Annotated in this window: 15 protein-coding genes; 10 read left to right on the plus strand and 5 right to left on the minus strand. The window is 72.5% G+C overall.

What is annotated here, in order from left to right; all coding sequences use genetic code 11:
* Positions 1-19: 19 nt before the first annotated feature.
* The 4 genes from ABEA34_RS07130 to ABEA34_RS07145 are packed head-to-tail and all read left to right on the plus strand — an operon-like array spanning position 20 to position 3,177.
* Positions 20-1,132: a TIGR03857 family LLM class F420-dependent oxidoreductase gene (locus ABEA34_RS07130; RefSeq protein WP_345520551.1), complete on the plus strand. Its 1,113-nt coding sequence runs from the start codon at positions 20-22 to the stop codon at positions 1,130-1,132.
* Positions 1,129-2,148, plus strand: coding sequence for a phosphotransferase family protein (locus ABEA34_RS07135; RefSeq protein WP_345520552.1), 1,020 nt, complete (start codon positions 1,129-1,131; stop codon positions 2,146-2,148). The genes ABEA34_RS07130 and ABEA34_RS07135 overlap by 4 nt, the downstream gene beginning before the upstream one ends.
* Before the next feature lie 10 nt (positions 2,149-2,158).
* Positions 2,159-3,001 (plus strand): patatin-like phospholipase family protein, encoded by an 843-nt coding sequence (locus ABEA34_RS07140; protein ID WP_345520553.1) that lies wholly within the window; start codon positions 2,159-2,161, stop codon positions 2,999-3,001.
* The gene (locus ABEA34_RS07145) at positions 2,998-3,177 is read left to right on the plus strand and encodes a hypothetical protein (protein WP_345520554.1); all 180 of its coding nucleotides are present in this window, start codon (positions 2,998-3,000) and stop codon (positions 3,175-3,177) included. Before ABEA34_RS07140 ends, ABEA34_RS07145 begins: the two co-directional genes overlap by 4 nt.
* A 59-nt stretch (positions 3,178-3,236) precedes the next feature.
* Here the strand turns inward: ABEA34_RS07145 and ABEA34_RS07150 are convergent, their stop codons facing one another.
* Positions 3,237-4,019: a trans-aconitate 2-methyltransferase gene (locus tag ABEA34_RS07150; protein ID WP_345520555.1), complete on the minus strand. Its 783-nt coding sequence runs from the start codon at positions 4,017-4,019 to the stop codon at positions 3,237-3,239.
* Positions 4,020-4,083: 64 nt separating this feature from the next.
* Here ABEA34_RS07150 and ABEA34_RS07155 point away from each other — a divergent pair, with 64 nt between their 5' ends.
* The 5 genes from ABEA34_RS07155 to ABEA34_RS07175 all read left to right on the plus strand — a co-directional run bounded on the left by ABEA34_RS07155 (position 4,084) and on the right by ABEA34_RS07175 (position 9,192).
* Positions 4,084-4,572 (plus strand): MarR family winged helix-turn-helix transcriptional regulator, encoded by a 489-nt coding sequence (locus tag ABEA34_RS07155; RefSeq protein WP_345520556.1) that lies wholly within the window; start codon positions 4,084-4,086, stop codon positions 4,570-4,572.
* Between the two features lie 5 nt (positions 4,573-4,577).
* On the plus strand, positions 4,578-5,789 hold the full coding sequence (locus ABEA34_RS07160) for a sensor histidine kinase (RefSeq protein ID WP_345520557.1): 1,212 nt from the start codon (positions 4,578-4,580) through the stop codon (positions 5,787-5,789).
* A complete protein-coding gene (locus ABEA34_RS07165; protein WP_345520558.1) occupies positions 5,786-6,451 on the plus strand; it encodes a response regulator in 666 nt (221 codons plus the stop codon). Before ABEA34_RS07160 ends, ABEA34_RS07165 begins: the two co-directional genes overlap by 4 nt.
* A gap of 96 nt (positions 6,452-6,547) precedes the next feature.
* Positions 6,548-7,300 carry an ABC transporter ATP-binding protein gene (locus ABEA34_RS07170; RefSeq protein WP_345520559.1) on the plus strand — a complete coding sequence of 251 codons (753 nt, stop codon included), beginning with the start codon at positions 6,548-6,550 and terminating at the stop codon, positions 7,298-7,300.
* Between the two features lie 5 nt (positions 7,301-7,305).
* A complete protein-coding gene (locus tag ABEA34_RS07175) occupies positions 7,306-9,192 on the plus strand; it encodes an FtsX-like permease family protein (protein ID WP_345520560.1) in 1,887 nt (628 codons plus the stop codon).
* On the opposite strand, the gene ABEA34_RS07180 is transcribed toward ABEA34_RS07175, so the two are convergent.
* The 3 genes from ABEA34_RS07180 to rsmA are packed head-to-tail and all read right to left on the minus strand — an operon-like array spanning position 9,193 to position 12,705.
* On the minus strand, positions 9,193-10,983 hold the full coding sequence (locus tag ABEA34_RS07180) for an ABC-F family ATP-binding cassette domain-containing protein (protein WP_345520561.1): 1,791 nt from the start codon (positions 10,981-10,983) through the stop codon (positions 9,193-9,195). It abuts the gene before it with no gap.
* Entirely contained in the window at positions 10,976-11,878 is a 903-nt protein-coding gene (locus tag ABEA34_RS07185) for a 4-(cytidine 5'-diphospho)-2-C-methyl-D-erythritol kinase (RefSeq protein ID WP_345520562.1), read from the minus strand. The genes ABEA34_RS07180 and ABEA34_RS07185 overlap by 8 nt, the downstream gene beginning before the upstream one ends.
* On the minus strand, positions 11,875-12,705 hold the full coding sequence (gene rsmA, locus ABEA34_RS07190) for a 16S rRNA (adenine(1518)-N(6)/adenine(1519)-N(6))-dimethyltransferase RsmA (RefSeq protein ID WP_345520563.1): 831 nt from the start codon (positions 12,703-12,705) through the stop codon (positions 11,875-11,877). Before rsmA ends, ABEA34_RS07185 begins: the two co-directional genes overlap by 4 nt.
* 156 nt (positions 12,706-12,861) lie before the next feature.
* Between rsmA and ABEA34_RS07195 the strand changes: the two genes are divergently transcribed.
* A complete protein-coding gene (locus tag ABEA34_RS07195; protein ID WP_345520564.1) occupies positions 12,862-15,741 on the plus strand; it encodes an immune inhibitor A domain-containing protein in 2,880 nt (959 codons plus the stop codon).
* Positions 15,742-15,803: 62 nt separating this feature from the next.
* On the opposite strand, the gene ABEA34_RS07200 is transcribed toward ABEA34_RS07195, so the two are convergent.
* Complete coding sequence (locus ABEA34_RS07200) at positions 15,804-16,946, minus strand: resuscitation-promoting factor (protein WP_345520565.1); 1,143 nt, start codon at positions 16,944-16,946, stop codon at positions 15,804-15,806.
* Between the last annotated feature and the right edge of the window lie 129 nt (positions 16,947-17,075).

Raw genomic sequence — 17,075 nt, forward strand, 5'->3', positions numbered from 1 at the left:
ACTGCTAGCGTGCCCGGCTGTGACTGACACCACGTCCCCGCCGGACGGCCAGGACCTCCCGGAGCTGGGCTGCTACGGACTCGCCGGTCACTCCGCGAGCCCGCGGGACCTGCTCGCCGAGGTCCGCCTCGCCGAGCGCCTCGGCATCGGCTCGGTCTTCCTCTCCGAGCGCTTCAACGTCAAGGACGCCGCCGTGATGGCCGGCGCGGCCGGCGCGGTGAGCGAGAACATCGGCATCGCCACCGCCGCCACCAACCACAACACCCGGCACCCGCTGGTCACCGCGACGTTCGCGACGACCATGCACCGGATGACCGGCGGCCGGTACGCCTTCGGGCTCGGCCGCGGCTTCGACCTGCTCTTCGACGTGATGGGGGTCCCGAAGATCACCGGGGCGCAGATGGAGGACGCGATCGGGATCTACCGGTCGCTGTGGCACGGACAGGCGGTGATGGGCCACGACGGCCCCGCCGGCCACTACCCGTACCTCTCGCAGGACAGCTCGTTCGACGAGGACATCCCGGTCCTGATGATGGCGATCGGGCCGCGGTCGCTCGAGCTCGCCGGCCGCGTCGCGGACGGCGTCGTCCTGCACACGTTCCTGTCCGACGAGACCCTCGCGCGCTCCGTCCGGATCGTCCGCGACGCCGCCGAGACGGCGGGTCGGGACCCGGCGTCGGTCCGGGTCTGGGCCGTGATGGCGACCGTCGAGGAGTCGATCACCGAGGAGGCCCGACTGCGCAAGCTGGTCGGCCGGCTGGCGACGTACCTCCAGGGGTACGGCGAGGTGCTGGTGCGGGCGAACGGCTGGGACCTCGCCGCGCTGGAGCGCTTCCGCGCCGACGACCTGGTGCAGGGCTACCCCGGTGCGTTCGACGCCATCGGGACCGTCGAGCAGCTGAGCCACCTGCGCGACGACGTCCTGCCCGCGGAGTGGCTGGCCGCCTCGGCGACCGGCAGCGCCGCCCAGTGCGCCGTACGCATCCAGGACCAGCTCGACGCCGGTGCGGACAGCGTCATCCTGCACGGCGCCACACCCACCGAGCTCGCGCCGGTGCTGGACGCGTGGCGCGAGATCCGCCCGGCCGAGCGGCTCGCCGGGCTGCCCACCAACCCGGGGCGGTCGCGATGATGCTCGAGGAGCTGACCGCCGCCTGGCTCGGCGAGGTCCTGGGCCGCGAGGTCGGCGAGCTGGCCGTCGAGCAGGTCGGCACCGGCCAGATCGGGACCTGCTTCCGGCTCCGCTTCGGCGCGGACGAGTCGGTGCTCGTCAAGCTGCCCCCTCCCGACACGTCCGCCCGCGACATGATGGCCGGCGCCTACCGGGGCGAGGTGCGGTTCTACCAGCAGCTCGCCGCGACCGTCGCCGTCCGCACCCCTGACTGCCACCTCGCGGAGATCGCCGAGGACTCGGGGGACTTCGTGATCGTCCTCGAGGACATGGCGCCCGCCGAGCAGGGTGACCAGATCGCGGGCTGCACCGGCGCCCAGGCCCGCGATGCCGTGGTCAACCTCGCCGGCCTGCACGGCCCGCGATGGTGCGACCCGACGCTGGCCGACATCGACACGCTCTCGGTCAACGGCCCGGACGACATCGCCCTGCTGCTCGACATGTGGGAGCCGACCTGTGAGCTCTTCCTGTCCGGCCTCGGCGACCTCATCCCGGCCGAGGACGCCGCGACCCTGCGCGCCTGCGGGACCGTCATCGAGCGCTGGCTGCTGGCGCGCAGCGAGCGGTTCGCGCCGGTGCACGGCGACTACCGCCTCGACAACCTGCTCTTCCCGCCCGACGGCGGGGCCGGCGTGGTCGCCGTGGACTGGCAGACCCTGAGCCTGGCCCTCCCCGCCCGCGACCTCGCCTACTTCGTCGGCACCAGCCTCACCACCGACGACCGGCGGCTCCACGAGCGCGAGCTCGTGGCCGCCTACCACGCCGCGCTCACGTCGTACGGCGTCGAGGGCTACTCAGCCGAGCAGTGCTGGGACGACTACGTGTTCGCCATGATCCAGGGACCGCTCGTGTCGATCTTCGGCTGCGCCTACGGCACCCGGACCGAGCGGGGCGACCGGATGTTCGCGGTGATGATCGCCCGCACCTGCGCGGCGATCCGCGACCTCGGCACGCTCGCGCTGGTCGCGGGCCAGTAGGTTCGCAGGCATGACGCTGCGACGTGGGTTGGTGCTGGGTGGCGGCGGGATCACCGGGATCGCGTGGGAGACCGGCCTGCTGTTCGGCCTCCAGGAGCTCGGGGTCGACGTGACCGAGGCCGACGCCGTCGTCGGCACGTCGGCCGGGTCGGTCGTCGGCGCCCAGGTCACCACGGGCAACACGCTCGCGGACCTCTACGCCTACCAGGTCTCCACGCCTCGCCCGGCGCCGCTGGCGTCGATCGGGCCCGGCGTGATGGTCGGGTTCGCCTGGTCGATGCTGCGGGCCCGCGGCGAGCTGGAGGCCTTCGGCCGGCTGGTCGGCCAGTGGGCCGTGCGCCGGGCCGCCGCCGGCAGGACGCCGACCGTGGAGGAGCGCTTCGCCGCCATCCGCGAGCGGCTGCCGGTCCAGGAGTGGGCCGGCGACGGCCGGTTGCTGGTCACCGCCGTTGACGCCACCAGCGGCGCGCTCCGCGTCTTCGACGGCTCCGACGGCGTCTCGCTGGTCGAGGCGGTCGCCGCGAGCTGCGCCGTACCCGGCGTCTACCCGCCCGTCCCGATCGACGGCCGTCCCTACATCGACGGCGGCGCCCGGTCGGGCTCGAACGCCGACCTGCTCGCCGACTGCGACCGAGTGCTCGCGTTCACCCCCGTGGACCGCGCCTTCGGGCCGATGCGGACCGCCGGCCAGCTGCTCGGGTCGGTCCCCCACCTGGTGGTCTCACCCGACGCGGACTCGGTGGCCGCGATCGGCAAGAACGTCCTCGACCCCGCCCGGCGCCCGGCCTCCGCACGGGCCGGCTTCGCGCAGGCCACCGCCGTCGCGCCGCTCGCCCGGGAGATCTGGTCGTGAGCGAGCGCAAGGTCAGCTGGTCGCTCCTCGTGGTCGCGCTGCTGCTGCTCGTCCCCGTCGCGGGCGGCGTCGCCCTGCTGACGTACGACGGCGGCAAGGCCCTCGGCCTCGCGCTGATCGGGTTCTTCGGCGCCGGCGTCGTCGTGCTGGGGCGCAAGGCACTCACCGGAGGTTGATTCGTGAGTGGTGACCGTTGAGTCGGGAGTTCTGACCACCAGAAGTCCCGACTCGACCGTCAGAAGTCCCGACTCGACGCGAGCTGGGCCACGACGAAGACCCGGCGGAAGGGCAGCACGACGCCGTACGCGTGCTCGGGGTACGCCGCCGCGAGCCGCCGCTTGAACTCCGCCTCGAAGCCCGGCCGCAGGTCGTCGGGCAGCGCCTGCAGGGTGGGCCGGGCGCCGGTCCCGGAGACCCAGGTGAAGACCGGGTCCGGGCCGGTGAGCAGGTGCAGGTACGTCGTCTCCCACGCATCGACCCGGCAGCCGAGGCCGGCGAGGACGTCGAGGTAGACGGCCGGGTCGTGGCTGCTCGGGACGGCGACGCCGGCGGTGTGCTCGGCGTACGGCGCCTCCGCGGCCAGCTCGTCGCGGATCGTGTGGCTGGGCTCGTCGAAGTTGCCGGGCACCTGGAAGGCGAACCACCCGCCGGGTGCGACCTGCCCGACGAGTGCCGGCAGCAGGTCGAGGTGGCCGGGGACCCACTGCAAGGTGGCGTTGGAGACGAGCACGTCGACGCGCTCCGGGGGCGCCCACGACCGCAGGTCGGCGACGTCGAAGGCGACCCGCGGCTCGGTCGCGCGAGCGGACGCGATCATCTCCGGGCTGGAGTCGAGCCCGACGACGTCGGCGTCCGGCCAGCGGTCCGCGAGCAGCGCGGTGAGGTTGCCGGGACCGCAGCCGAGGTCGACGACGGTGCGCGGTGCGGTGGCGCCGATCCGCGTCAGGAGGTCGACGAACGGGCGGCCGCGCTCGTCGGCGTACGTCAGGTAGCGGTCGGGGTCCCAGGTGTGCGTCATGACGTCATCGTCTGCCCGATTTATCTTGATGTCAAGATTCTCGACGCTCCGGTACGCTCGACCCATGCGGGACGAGGTCGACGAGCTGGTCGAGGCGTGGGCGAGCCAACGCCCCGACCTCGACCTCGCGCCGGTCGAGGTCTTCAGCCGGATCAGCCGGCTCGGCCGCCACCTCGACCTGGCCCGCAAGGACGCCTTCACCTCCGCGCAGGTGGAGTCCTGGGAGTTCGACGTGCTGGCCGCGCTGCGGCGGGCGGGCGCGCCGTACGAGCTGTCCCCCGGCAAGCTGCTGCGCGAGACGCTCGTGACCAGCGGGACCATGACCAACCGGGTCGACCGCCTCGTCGACCGCGGCCTGGTCGAGCGCCTCCCGGACCCGCACGACCGCCGCGGCGTCCTGGTGCGACTCACGCCGGAGGGCAAGGTCGCGGTGGACAGCGCGTTCGAGAAGCTCCTGGACGCCGAGCAGACGTTCCTGGCCGGGCTCCCCGAGAAGGACCGGGTCAAGCTGGCCGGGCTGCTGCGCACGCTGCTGTCGCCCTTCGCGGGCTGAGCACCGTGGAGTCTCGACGTCGCGCCGTCGCCGGCGGGTGCTGGCTGCTGGTCGCCGCGGCGTTCCTGCTGCTGCCCGCGCTCGCCGAGTCGGACCCCACCGCGCATATCCCGGCGGTGGCGTCGCTCGGGTGGTGGGCCGGCGCCGTCCTGCTGACGGCCCAGGCCGGCCTGCTCCTCCGGGCCTGGCACACGCCGCGGGCCGTGCTGGTCGCCGTCGCCGCGATGGCGCCGCTCGCGGCGCTGGCCGGCCTCGACGACGCCACCAACCTGACCTCGCTGGCCGTCATGGTCGCGACGTACGTCGCCGCGACGTGCCGCCCGGTCGCCACGCTGTGGCCCGCACTCGTGGCCGCCGCCGCGCTGGTCACCGCCGGCGGGATCATCAGCGGCGTCCGCACCGACACCGAGGCCTCGGCGGCCGTCGGCGGGTCGCTGCTGCAGGCGGTCGGCTCCGTCGGCCTGGCCCTGCTGGTGGCCCTGATCGTCAGCTCGCGACGCGAGGTCCGGCTGGCGCGGGAGCGTCAGGTGGAGGCGCTCGAGCGCGAGCAGACCGCCTTGGTGCAGGCGGCGATCGCGCGCGAGCGGACCGCCATGGCCCGGGAGCTCCACGACATCGCCGCGCACCACCTGTCGGGGATCGCCGTGATGACGGCCGCCATCGCGACCCAGATCGACACGGACCCGGCCGCGGCCAAGCTCGCGGTCGGGCAGGTGCGCCGGGAGAGCACCGAGGTGCTGCGCGACCTGCGCAGCCTGGTCGGCCTGCTGCGCGAGGACCAGGAGGCCGGCGACACCCGTCCCGAGAACCTCCAGGGCATCGCGGCCCTGGTCGGCGACCGCGCCGGTGCCGGGCAGCCGGTCGACCTGACCGTCCTCGGCGGCCCCGAACGGCCCGACCCCGGCGTGGGTCCGCTCGCCCAGCTGGCGGCGTACCGGATGGTCCAGGAGTCGCTGGCCAACGCGGCCCGTCACGCGCCCGGTGCGGCGACGCACGTGGTCATCGACGAGCGCGAGCCCACGACGGTCCGGGTGACCGTCGCCAACGACCCGAGCCTCGGCGCCCGTGCGCAGCCCGGGTCGGGCTTCGGGCTGGTCGGGATGCGCGAGCGCGCCGAGCTCACGGGGTCGGCGCTCGAGGCCGGCCCCACCGACGAGGGCGGCTGGCGGGTGTCGCTGGTGCTGCCGCGCGAGCAGACGGACGAGGAGGACGCATGATCCGGGTCGTGGTGGCCGACGACCAGGCGCTGGTGCGCGCCGGCCTGAGCACGCTGCTCGGTGCCGAGCCCGACATCGAGGTCGTGGGCACAGCGGCGGACGGGGACGAGGCGGTCGCGATGGCGCGCGAGCTGCGGCCCGACGTCGTCTGCATGGACATCCGGATGCCGGGCCGGGACGGGATCAGCGCGACCCGGGCGCTGTGCGGCCCGGGGGTCGAGGACCCGGTGCCGGTGCTGGTGCTGACGACGTTCGACATCGACGACTACCTCTTCGGCGCCCTGGAGGCCGGGGCCTCCGGCTTCCTGCTCAAGGACGCCGACCCCGCCGTGCTGGTCCAGGCGGTGCGGTCCGTGGCTGCGGGCAACGGCACCCTCGACGACGCCCTGACCAAGCGGGTGCTGCGCGAGGTCGTCGACCGACGGCAGACCCAGCCGGTCAGCGCCGGCCGCGGGACCGACCTGCTCACCGCGCGGGAGCTGGAGATCGTGCTGCTGCTGGCCCAGGGCATGTCCAACGACGAGATCGCCCGCGAGCTGGTGCTCGAGCAGTCGACGGTGAAGTCCCACCTGGCCCGCATCCTGCCCAAGCTGGGCGTCCGCTCCCGCCTGCAGGCAGCCGTCTGGGCCTACCAGAACAAGGTCGTCGACCTCCCGGACTGACCGGTCGACGCGGGTGCCTGCATCGAAAGATGCAACCTGGGGATCTCCTCACGACGGCTCTCGTACGGCGGTCGCGCGGCTCCTAGCGTCGATGACATGAACTCCCCCACCAGCACCGCCACCATGGCCCCACCGGCCGTGCACCTCATCGACGTCCACAAGACCTATCCCGGCGCCGAGCCCGTGCACGCCGTGCGCGGCGTCTCGCTCGCCCTCCCCACCGGCTCGTTCACCGCCGTCATGGGCCCGTCCGGGTCCGGCAAGTCGACCCTGCTCAGCTGCGCCGCCGGCCTCGACACCCCCACCAGCGGCCGGATCCTGGTCGGCGACCGCGAGATCGGCTCCCTGTCGAGCGACGCCCTGACCCGCTTCCGTCGCGAGCACGTCGGCTTCGTCTTCCAGTCCTACAACCTGATCGGGCACCTGACGGTGATCGACAACATCCGGCTGCCGATGGTGCTGGCCCGCCGCGAGCCCGACCCGGGCTGGCTCGCCGAGCTGGTCGCCGCCGTCGGGCTGACCGGGCTCGAGGACCGCCGCCCGGGGGAGCTGTCCGGCGGGCAGGCCCAGCGGGTCGCCATCGCCCGGGCGCTGCTCCCCCGCCCCACCGTGGTCCTCGCCGACGAGCCCACCGGTGCCCTCGACTCCCGCACGGGCACCCAGGTGCTCGAGGTCCTGCGCGAGACCGCACGGCGCCTCGGTCAGACCGTCGTCGTGGTCACCCACGACCCTCGCGTCGCGGCTGCCGCCGACCGGGTCCTCTTCCTCGCCGACGGCCGGCTCGTCGACCAGCTCGACCAGCCCACCGTCGAGCAGATCACCGCGCGCATGATCGCGCTGGGGCGGTGACGGCGATGACCACGACAGACGTGAAGCAGGCCTGGACGTCGGTGCGCGCCCACCGTGGGAGCCTCACCGGGACGTTCCTGGTGATCGCGCTCGCGGCCGCGCTGCTCGCCGCGACCGGTCGCCTGCTCGAGTCCGGGCTGCGTGCCTCCGGCACCGAGGACGACACCGGGATGCTGGCCGCCCTCGCCGGGTCCTTCGCCGGCACGGCGCTGGTGGTCGTCGTGCTCGTCGTCGCCTCCACGGTGACGCTGGCGCTGCGCCAGCGCCGCCGCGAGCTGGCCCTGCTGCGCGCTGTCGGCGCCACCCGGACGCAGGTACGCCGCGCGATCGGCACCGAGCTGCTGCTGCTCACGCTGCTGGCCGCACCGCTCGGTGCCGTCCCCGGGCTCGCCGCTGCCGGGCTGACCCGGCCGCTGCTCCGCGACGCGGGCATGCTGGGTGACGGCACCCCTCTCGTGCTCGCCCCCACGGCGGCTGTCGCCGCGGTCGTGCTGTTGCTCCCCGTGGCGCTCCTGGCCGGCCGGCTCGCGACCCGCGAGACGCTGCGGCAGCCCCCGACCGCCGCCGTGCGCGACAGCGGCGTCGAGCAGCGTGAGGTCGGGAGGGTGCGGCGCACCCTCGCGACCGTCCTGGCCGCTGTCGGGTTGCTGGCCGCCGGCTCGCCCCTCGTGGTGCCGGGCACGGTCGGCAGCGCCTCCGCCGCCACGTCCGCGCTGCTGCTCGTCGCGGCCGCGGCACTGGCCGGGCCGCTCCTGGTCACCTGGCTGCTCGACCGCACGGGTGCGCTCTCCGGTCGGGTACGCCGCCCCGCCGCGCGGCTCGCCCTCGCCAACAGCCGCGGCTTCTCGCGTCGTCTCGCCACCGTCGTCGTCCCGCTCGCGGTGATGGTCGCCGTCGGCACCGTGCAGGGCAGCGTCAACAGCGCCGTCGTCTCGGCCGGCAACGAGCAGCTGCGCGCCGGGCTGAAGGCCGACCTGGTCGTCTCGGCCACGGACGACGCTCCCCTCGACGCGGGCGCCGTGGCGGCTGCTCCCGGCGTCGAGCACGCCTACCCGCTGGCCGGCGTCACCGCGCAGGTCCGCACCGACGACGAGGACGTGCCGGGCCTCTCGGCCCTGTCCTGGGAGTCGATGCCGCTCAGCGTGCTGCCCGAGGGCGGCACCGGCACGGCGTACGACCCCGGGGTGGTGGCGGGCTCGCTGAAGGCGCTCGACGAGCCGGGCACCGTCGCCGTCAGCACGGACGCCCGCTTCGAGACCGGGCACGGGCTCGGCGACGAGGTCGAGGCACGGCTGCCCGGCGACCGCGTCACGACGATGCGCGTCGTCGCCGTCTACGAGCGGGGCCTGGGCTTCGGTGGCTACCTCGTCGGCGCGCCGACGATGGCCGCCGAGGGCGTCCCGACGCCGACCGACACCGTCCTGGTGGAGACCGCCGACCCGACCTCGGTGCGCCAGGAGCTGGCGGACCAGGGCATCACCGCGACCGCGCCGGCGGCGTACGCCGACAGCGCCACCACCGCCGACGCCGGTGAGCAGCGGCTCTCGCTGGTGCTGCTGCTCGCGCTGCTCGCGTTCGTGGCGGTCGCCGCCGCGAACGCCCTGGTGATGGCCACCGCGGGTCGGCGCGACGAGCTCGTGCTCCTGCGCCGCACCGGCGCGACCCGTCGCCAGCTGGTGACGATGTCGCTGGTCGAGGCGCTGGTGACGGCAGCCGTGGCGTGGCTGGTCGGCACCGTCGCCGTCGTGCCCGCGGTGATCGGGGTCAGCGCCGGGCTGCTCGGGTTCGCGGTCCCCGCCGTCGACCTCACGACGTACGGCGTGCTCAGCCTGGTCGTGCTGGTGGTGTCGGTCGGCTCCATCGTGCCGACCGTCGCCGCGCGGTCGAGGTGACTACTCCAGCAGCTCGGAGGCGTCGAGCCACTCGAGCTCGAGCTCGTCCTTCTCCGTCGCCAGCGCGGTGAGGCGAGCGCTGAGCCCGGCCAGCCGCTCGTAGTCCTGCGCGTGCTCCAGGATCTCCGCGTTGATGGCGGTCTCCTCGATCGTGATCCGGGCCAGCCGCTTCTCGATCCGGGAGACCGCCTTGCGGGCGGCCCGCTCCTCGGCGCCCCCCACCCGGGCCTTGGTCGCGGTGCCGGCGGCGTTGGCGGCCTGCTGCGAGGTGGTGCCCACGTCGAGCTGGCCGGACGCGAGACCGCCGGCCCGGCGCTCGAGGTACTCGTCCACGCCGCGGGGCAGCATCGAGATCTGGCCGTCGCCGAGCAGCGCCCACACCGAGTCGGTGACCCGCTCGAGGAAGTACCGGTCGTGGGAGACCACGATCAGCGTCCCCGGCCAGCCGTCGAGGAAGTCCTCGAGCACGTTGAGGGTGTCGATGTCGAGGTCGTTGGTGGGCTCGTCGAGCAGCAGCACGTTGGGCTCGTCGAGCAGCAGCATCAGCAGCTGGAAGCGCCGGCGCTCGCCACCCGACAGGTCGCCGATCCGCGCGGTCAGCTTGTCCCCCGTGAAGCCGAAGCGCTCCAGCATCGAGGTCGCGGTGATCTCCTGCCCGTCCGCGGTCTTGGTGACCCGGCGGTAGGACTCGACCATCGGCAGCACCCGGGCGTCGGGGTCGAGCTCGTCGAGCTGCTGGGTCAGGTGCCGCATGGCGACCGTCCGCCCCTGCTTGACCTTGCCCGCCGCGGGAGCGAGGGCACCGGAGATCAGGTTGAGGACCGAGCTCTTGCCGGCGCCGTTGACGCCGACGATGCCGACCCGGTCGCCGGGACCGAGGCGCCAGGTGGCGTGCTTGAGGAGCGTGCGCTCGCCCCGGACCAGGTCGGCGTCCTCGATGTCGATGACGTCCTTGCCGAGCCGCTGGGTCGCGAACTTCTGCAGCTCGAGGCGGTCGCGCGGCGGCGGCACGTCCTCGATCAGCGCGTTGGCGGCCTCGATGCGGAACTTCGGCTTCGACGTCCGCGCCGGCGGCCCGCGGCGCAGCCACGCCAGCTCCTTGCGGGCGAGGTTCTGCCGACGGATCTCGGAGGCCGACGCCTGCCGGGACCGCTCGGCCTTGGCCAGCACGAACGCGGCGTACCCGCCCTCGTAGGCGTCGACCACGCCGTCGTGGACCTCCCACGTCCACTGGCACACCTCGTCGAGGAACCACCGGTCGTGGGTGACGACGACCATCGCGGACGGACGCTTGACCAGGTGCTGGGCCAGCCACGCGACGGCCTCGACGTCGAGGTGGTTGGTGGGCTCGTCGAGCACGATCAGGTCGTGGTCGCCGAGCAGCAGCTCGGCCAGCGAGCACCGGCGGCGCTCGCCACCCGACAGCCCGTTGACCTCCCGGTCGAGCGCGACCCCGGCGAGCAGCACCTCGACGATCTCGCGCATCCGGTAGTCGGCGGCCCACTCGTGGTCGGAGCGGCCGCCGAGGACGGCCTCGCGCACGGTGTGGGTGTCGTCGAGCTCGTCGCCCTGGTGGAGGTAGCCGATCAGCAGCCCGCGCTGCTGGGAGACCCGGCCGGCGTCGGGTTCCTCGATGCCGGTCATCACCTCGAGCAGCGTGGTCTTGCCGTCGCCGTTGCGGCCGACGATGCCGATCCGCTCACCGACCCCGATGCCCAGCGAGACCTCGGTGAGCAGCGGGCGGACGCCGTACGACTTGGAGACGCGCTCGAGGTTGAGGAGGTTAGACATAGGTCACCGTGTGCGCCCCGGCGACCGCGCCCGTGGTCACGAGCACGACGTCGTACGCCGCGCGCAGCTCGGCCGCGGTCTCGCGGGCGTCGTCGGCCGACTCGGTCAGGAAGACGCAGGTCGGTCCCGACCCGGTCACGACCCCTCGCAGCGCGCCGGCGGCCTCGCCGGCGTCGATCAGCAGCTGCAGGTCGGGCCGCAGGTCGAGCGCGGCGGCCTGCAGGTCGTTGTGGAGGGCGCTGGCGAGGGCGTACGGGTCTCCTGCGGCGAGGGCGGCGAGGAGCGCCTCCGGCACCGGGGGTACGGCGGGGGCGTCCGGGAAGAGCCGGTCGAAATGGCGGTAGATCTCGGGCGTCGACAGCCCGATCGGCGAGGGCACCAGCACCCACCACCAGGTGCCGGCGTCGGCCACCGGCTCCACGACCTCGCCGCGCCCGGTCCCGAGCGCGGTGCCGCCGAGCAGCGCGAACGGCACGTCGCTGCCCAGCTGCGCGGCCAGCGCGAGCAGGTCGTCGTCCGTGGTGTTCGCACCCCAGAGCCGGTCGAGGGCGACCAGCGCGGCGGCGGCGTCGGCCGACCCGCCGGCCATCCCGCCGGCGACCGGGATCGCCTTGTCGATGTGCACGTCGCCGCTGATCGCGAGCCCGTGGTGGGCGGCGAGCAGCGCGGCCGCCCGGTCGACGATGTTGTCGCCGGCCAGCGGCACGTGGCTGCGGTCCATCCAGTCGGACACGGAGACGTCGACCGACCAGCCGTCGGCGTCGTCGACCGTGAGATCGTCGTACACGCCGACCGCCTGGTAGACGCTCGTGAGCGGGTGGAACCCGTCGTCACGCGGGGCCCCCACGCCGAGGTGGAGGTTGATCTTGGCCGGCGCACGCACCGTGATGCTCACGTGGGGAGTCCTTCTGCGATGCGGACGAAGTCGTGGATGGTCAGGGTCTCACCCCGGGTGAGCGGCTCGACCCCCGCCTGCTCCAGCGCGGCGTCGACGGCCTCCCCCGGGGCGAGGGAGCGCAGCGCTCCGCGCAGCGCCTTGCGCCGGTGCGCGAACGCCGCGTCGACGACCTCGAAGACCCGCTCGCGCGGCACGGTCGTGGTCGGCGGCTCGTGCTGGGTCCACGCCACCAGGCCGGAGTCGACGTTGGGCGCGGGCCAGAAGACGTTGCGGCCGACCGTGCCCGCGCGGCGTACGTCGGCGTACCAGGCGGCCTTCACCGACGGCACGCCGTACACCTTGGAGCCGGGGCCGGCGGCCAGCCGGTCGGCCACCTCGGCCTGCACCATCACCAGTCCGTGCCGCAGCGAGGGCAGCAGTGCCATCAGGTGCAGCAGCACCGGCACCGAGACGTTGTAGGGCAGGTTGGCGACCAGCGCGGTCGGCGGCGGACCCGGCACGGAGTCGACGCGCAGCGCGTCGGCCAGCACCACCTCGAACCGGTCCGCCTGGGCCGGTGCGTACGCCGCGATCGTCTCGGGCAGCAGCCCGGCCAGCTTGGGGTCGAGCTCGATCGCCACCACCCGTTGGGCCACCTCGAGCAGGGCCAGCGTCAACGAGCCCAGACCCGGACCGACCTCGAGGACCACGTCGTCGGCGGTGATCCCGGAGTCCCGGACGATGCGACGCACCGTGTTGGCATCGATCACGAAGTTCTGTCCGCGCTGCTTCGTGGGCCGCAGGTCGAGGCGCGCGGCGAGCGCCCGGACGTCGGTTGCACCCAAGAGTCGTGGGTCAGATGACGTGTCGGGCACAAGTCCCAGCGTAACCAGCAGATTTCGCCAGAAGTTTTGCGGTCACATTCCGTCCATCCGTAGGTAAGGTCCTCGCACCAGACCAGGCGACTCGGGGTTGCCTGACAAACTCGGAGGAATCAGTTGATGAGACGTGCCACATCGGCGGTGAGTGCACTGGCGGTGGCCGCAGTGCTGCCGTTCGTCACCACCGCACCGGCCAACGCCGCAGACTCGGGTCTGCGCTCGGCACCACAGGCGGACCACAGCGCGAAGAAGCTGGACAACCGCCCGAGCCCGCTGGCGTCCCAGCGGAGCTCTGCGCGCCAGCAGGCCGTGCAGGAGCTCGCCAGCGGCGACGCCACCCTCAAGGGCCGGGGCAAGAGCCGGACCATCCAGCGCGCCGACGGGTCCGAGGTGGACTACCCGGTGAGCCAGTCGGCCAAGCTGCTGACCTTCCTGGTCGACTTCGGTGACGGCGCGGGCAACCCGGCCTTCCCGACCCAGACCGCCGGCCCGGTCAACAACGAGATCCCCGAGCCCGCTGCGTCGGACAACACGACGTACTGGAAGGCGGACTTCAACCGCGAGCACTACCTGGACATGTTCTTCAACGGCATGCCCGAGCAGGACGGCGAGTCCTTCAAGGACCTCTACGACGAGATGTCCAGCGGCCGGTTCGACCTCGAGGGCGACGTGTCCGACTGGGTCACCGTCGACCACCCGGAGTCGTACTACTCGGACGCAGCGGGCGCCGAGAACCAGCCGGAGATGACCAACTTCATCGGCGACTCCGCCAACGCCTGGTACGCCGCGGCGACCGCGGGCAAGACGCCGCAGCAGGTCAAGGACTACCTCGCCCAGTACGACGTCTGGGACCGCTACGACATGGACGGCGACGGCAACTACAACGAGCCCGACGGCTACATCGACCACTTCCAGGCGGTGCACGCCGGCGAGGGCGAGGAGGCCGGTGCGGCACCGTGGACGATCTGGTCCCACCGCTGGTCGGCCAACATCGCCGGCTACGGCACGGACGGGCCCGCCGAGGGCTCGTGCGACGCCTGCTTCCCGGTGGGTGGTGTCGAGATCGGTGACTCCGGCTACTACATCTACGACTACACCACGGAGCCGGAGAACGGCGGCCTGGGTGTCTTCTCGCACGAGTTCGGTCACGACCTCGGCCTGCCGGACTACTACGACACCGGCGACGGCGACAACAGCAACGGCTACTGGACCCTGATGGACTCCGGCTCGTGGCTCGGCCACGGCCAGGACTCGATCGGCTCCGGCGCCGGGCACATGGGTCCGACCGAGAAGCTCTTCCTCGGTTGGTACGGCACCGAGACCGATGACGGCTTCGACGACCTGGCCGTCGTCGATGGTCTCGGCGACCCCCAGGAGGTCACGCTCGGCCCGTCGTACCACGCGACCTCGGCAGGCAAGCAGGCCGTGATGGTGACGCTGCCGGACGGCCACGACACGGCCAACGGTCCCGCGAGCGGTGACTACCTCTACTCCGGCACCCGTGACGGCACGACGGTCACCGCGACGAGCCCGACGATCACCCTGCCCAGTGGCTCGCCGCAGCTCACCGCAAGCGTCGCCTACAGCATCGAGAACGGCTACGACTTCGCCTACCTGCAGGTCTCGGACGATGGTGGCGGGACGTGGACGAGCGTGCCGACCAGCAAGTCGGCCGCCGGCACCACCGGAATCACCGGCAGCCAGACGACCTTCTCCGACCTCACCGCCGACCTGAGCGCGTACGCCGGGGACGCCGTCAAGCTGCGCTGGTCGTACGTCACGGACGGCAACACCCACGGGGCGGGCCTGCTGGTCAAGAACCTGTCGGTGGGGTCCTACACGACCTCGTTCGGCGCGAGCAACGACTGGACCCTCGACGGGTTCTTCTCGGTCGTCGGTGGCACGTACACGTACGACTTCTCGCAGTCCTACATGGCGGAGAACCGCACCTTCGACGGCTACGACAAGACCCTCACCCAGGGCCCGTACAGCTTCGACTACGCGAGCTCTGCCCCCAACAAGGTCGACCACTACTCCTACGAGGACGGCCTGCTGCTCTACTACACGAACGGTGCCTACGGTGACAACAACACCAGCGAGCACCCCGGTCACGGCGCCAACCTCCCGGTGGACGCCCAGCCGGACATCCTCACCTGGAGCGGCACGGGAGCGTCGTCGGCGGGCAACGGTCGGTTGCAGTCCTTCGACGCGACCTTCGACGTCGACCAGAACAGTGCGCTCAACCTGACCAAGGAGGTCAGCGGCGGCACGCAGTCGGTGTCGGCGCCCGCTCGGGCAGCGGTCCCGGTGTTCGAGGACAGCAACCCGGACGCGTACTACCGGGCCGACGCTGGCCACGGCTGGTTCTCGACCAAGGTCGCCGGTGTCGGCACCGAGATCCAGGTGGTGTCGTCCAACGAGACCACGGACACGAAGGTGCTCAAGATCGGCGCCAAGTTCGTGGCCGCGACGTCGGCCGCCACGATCAGCGGCTCGCCCAAGGTCGGCAGCGTCCTCACGTCGCAGGCACCGAAGTGGTTCCAGTCCGGAGTGACGTCTTCGGTCAAGTGGCTGCGTGACGGCAAGGCGATCAAGGGTGCGACCGGCGCCAAGTACCGGGTCCAGCCTGCGGATGCGGGCCACCGGATCTCGGTCTCGGTGACGGGCGCCAAGTCCGGCTACACCTCGACCACCGCGACGTCCGCCAGCACGGCGAAGGTCGCGAAGGGCAAGGTGACCCTGTCGGTCAAGCCCGGCAAGGCCAAGCCTGGCAAGAAGGTCGCCGTCACCATCAAGGCGACCTCCGGGTCGGAGAAGGCCACCGGGAAGGTCAAGGTGACGTACGCCGGCAAGAGCCTCGGCAAGGTCACCCTGAAGAACGGCAAGGCCACGGTGAAGCTGCCCGGCAAGAAGAAGGGCAGCTACAAGCTGAAGGTGTCGTACCCCGGCGCGACGGGCTTCGGCTCGGCGAGCAAGACGATCACCGTCAAGGTGAAGTAGCAGCACCATGAAGAAGGGCCCCGGTGCACTGCACCGGGGCCCTTCGTCATGTCAGGCGCGGATCAGCGAGGCAGTCCCAGGGAGGCCGCGCAGCCCGGCCACGCGCCGTACCCGCCGGACGCGTCGCGGACCTTGGTCGCGATCGCGATCTGGGTCTCGCGGCTGGCGTTGCTCGGCAGGCCCGAGCCGCCGTTCGCGCGCCAGGTGCCGAGGTTGAACTGCAGGCCGCCGTAGTAGCCGTTGCCGGTGTTGATCGCCCAGTTGCCGCCGGACTCGCACTGGGCGAGCCGGTCCCAGACGGTGTTGCCGCCGCCGAAGTTCGTCGCCGGCGCCTTGGTGCCGACCTTGACGATCTCGTCGACCGGCGCGCGCCGGACGTCCTGGCTCAGGACCTTCTTCACCGTGACGTCGCCGTTGCGGTAGACGATGCGGTAGGTGACGTCGCGGATGCCGGTCCGCCCGTCGCGGACCACGGAGGTCTCGCCCTCGTACATCGAGGAGTCCTCGCGCTCGACGGTGTGGAAGTCCACGGGCTCACCGGCCACGTGCTTCTTCACCACGCGGATGCTGGTGAAGACGAGCTTGTCGCCGTCGTGGAGCACGTGGTCGGCCGCGGGCCGGGTCTGGTCGTTCTTGTCGGCGTCGACGCCCAGCTCCTCGAGCGCGTCCTCGACCGTCAGCGCGGTCAGGGTGCGGTGGACGGATTTGCGGTCGCCGATCTTGACGACCAGGTCCTTGGGGGTGACGACGTCGAGCTTCATGCCCTTGCGGTCGATGCCACCGCCGCGGCTGGTCGAGAGGTCGGCGCCGGCGTACGTGTGGCCGATCTCGTCGAGCGCACGGGAGACGGTGGTCGAGGTGACCCAGTACGTCGTCGGCTTGCCGTCGACGTTGACCTCGAAGGGCCGGGCGAAGTGCACCGAGATGCGGCTGCCGTCGCTGATCGCCTCGTCGGGTGCCGGGAGGACGTCGTCCTTCGGGCCGATCTCGACGCCCTGGGCGTCGAGCACGTCACCGACGGTGCCGCCGAAGGCGGTCACTTCCTCGGACTTGCCGTCGAGGGTCAGGGTGACGGTCTTGCTCAGTGCGGTGTAGCCCCAGGTGCTGCCGGCGACCGCCAGGACGACGACCGCGGCGAGCGCGATCATCAGGGGTCGACTGGTGGTGGCCTTGCGCAGCCAGGTCGTGTGCTCGTTGTCGGGCACGTTTCTCCGAACGTCGTGCTCCCCGGGCCTCGGGCGTCGGCGGCCAGGAAACAGCCGCCGACAGCAGGTGAAATCAGGTCCCGATCCCGGCCATCAGTGGTTCAGACCACCAAGGTTCGGCGGCGAAAG

This window comes from Nocardioides conyzicola, assembly GCF_039543825.1.
Taxonomy (GTDB): Bacteria; Actinomycetota; Actinomycetes; order Propionibacteriales; family Nocardioidaceae; genus Nocardioides; species Nocardioides conyzicola.

Excerpts from the sequence above, each read along its gene's own strand:
- ABEA34_RS07170 (WP_345520559.1), top strand. The coding sequence starts at position 6,548 with ATGAACTCCCCCACCAGCACCGCCACCATGGCCCCACCGGCCGTGCAC.
- ABEA34_RS07150 (WP_345520555.1), bottom strand. The coding sequence starts at position 4,019 with ATGACGCACACCTGGGACCCCGACCGCTACCTGACGTACGCCGACGAG.
- ABEA34_RS07155 (WP_345520556.1), top strand. The coding sequence starts at position 4,084 with ATGCGGGACGAGGTCGACGAGCTGGTCGAGGCGTGGGCGAGCCAACGC.
- ABEA34_RS07195 (WP_345520564.1), top strand. The coding sequence starts at position 12,862 with ATGAGACGTGCCACATCGGCGGTGAGTGCACTGGCGGTGGCCGCAGTG.
- ABEA34_RS07140 (WP_345520553.1), top strand. The coding sequence starts at position 2,159 with ATGACGCTGCGACGTGGGTTGGTGCTGGGTGGCGGCGGGATCACCGGG.
- ABEA34_RS07180 (WP_345520561.1), bottom strand. The coding sequence starts at position 10,983 with ATGTCTAACCTCCTCAACCTCGAGCGCGTCTCCAAGTCGTACGGCGTC.
- ABEA34_RS07165 (WP_345520558.1), top strand. The coding sequence starts at position 5,786 with ATGATCCGGGTCGTGGTGGCCGACGACCAGGCGCTGGTGCGCGCCGGC.
- ABEA34_RS07175 (WP_345520560.1), top strand. The coding sequence starts at position 7,306 with ATGACCACGACAGACGTGAAGCAGGCCTGGACGTCGGTGCGCGCCCAC.
- ABEA34_RS07135 (WP_345520552.1), top strand. The coding sequence starts at position 1,129 with ATGATGCTCGAGGAGCTGACCGCCGCCTGGCTCGGCGAGGTCCTGGGC.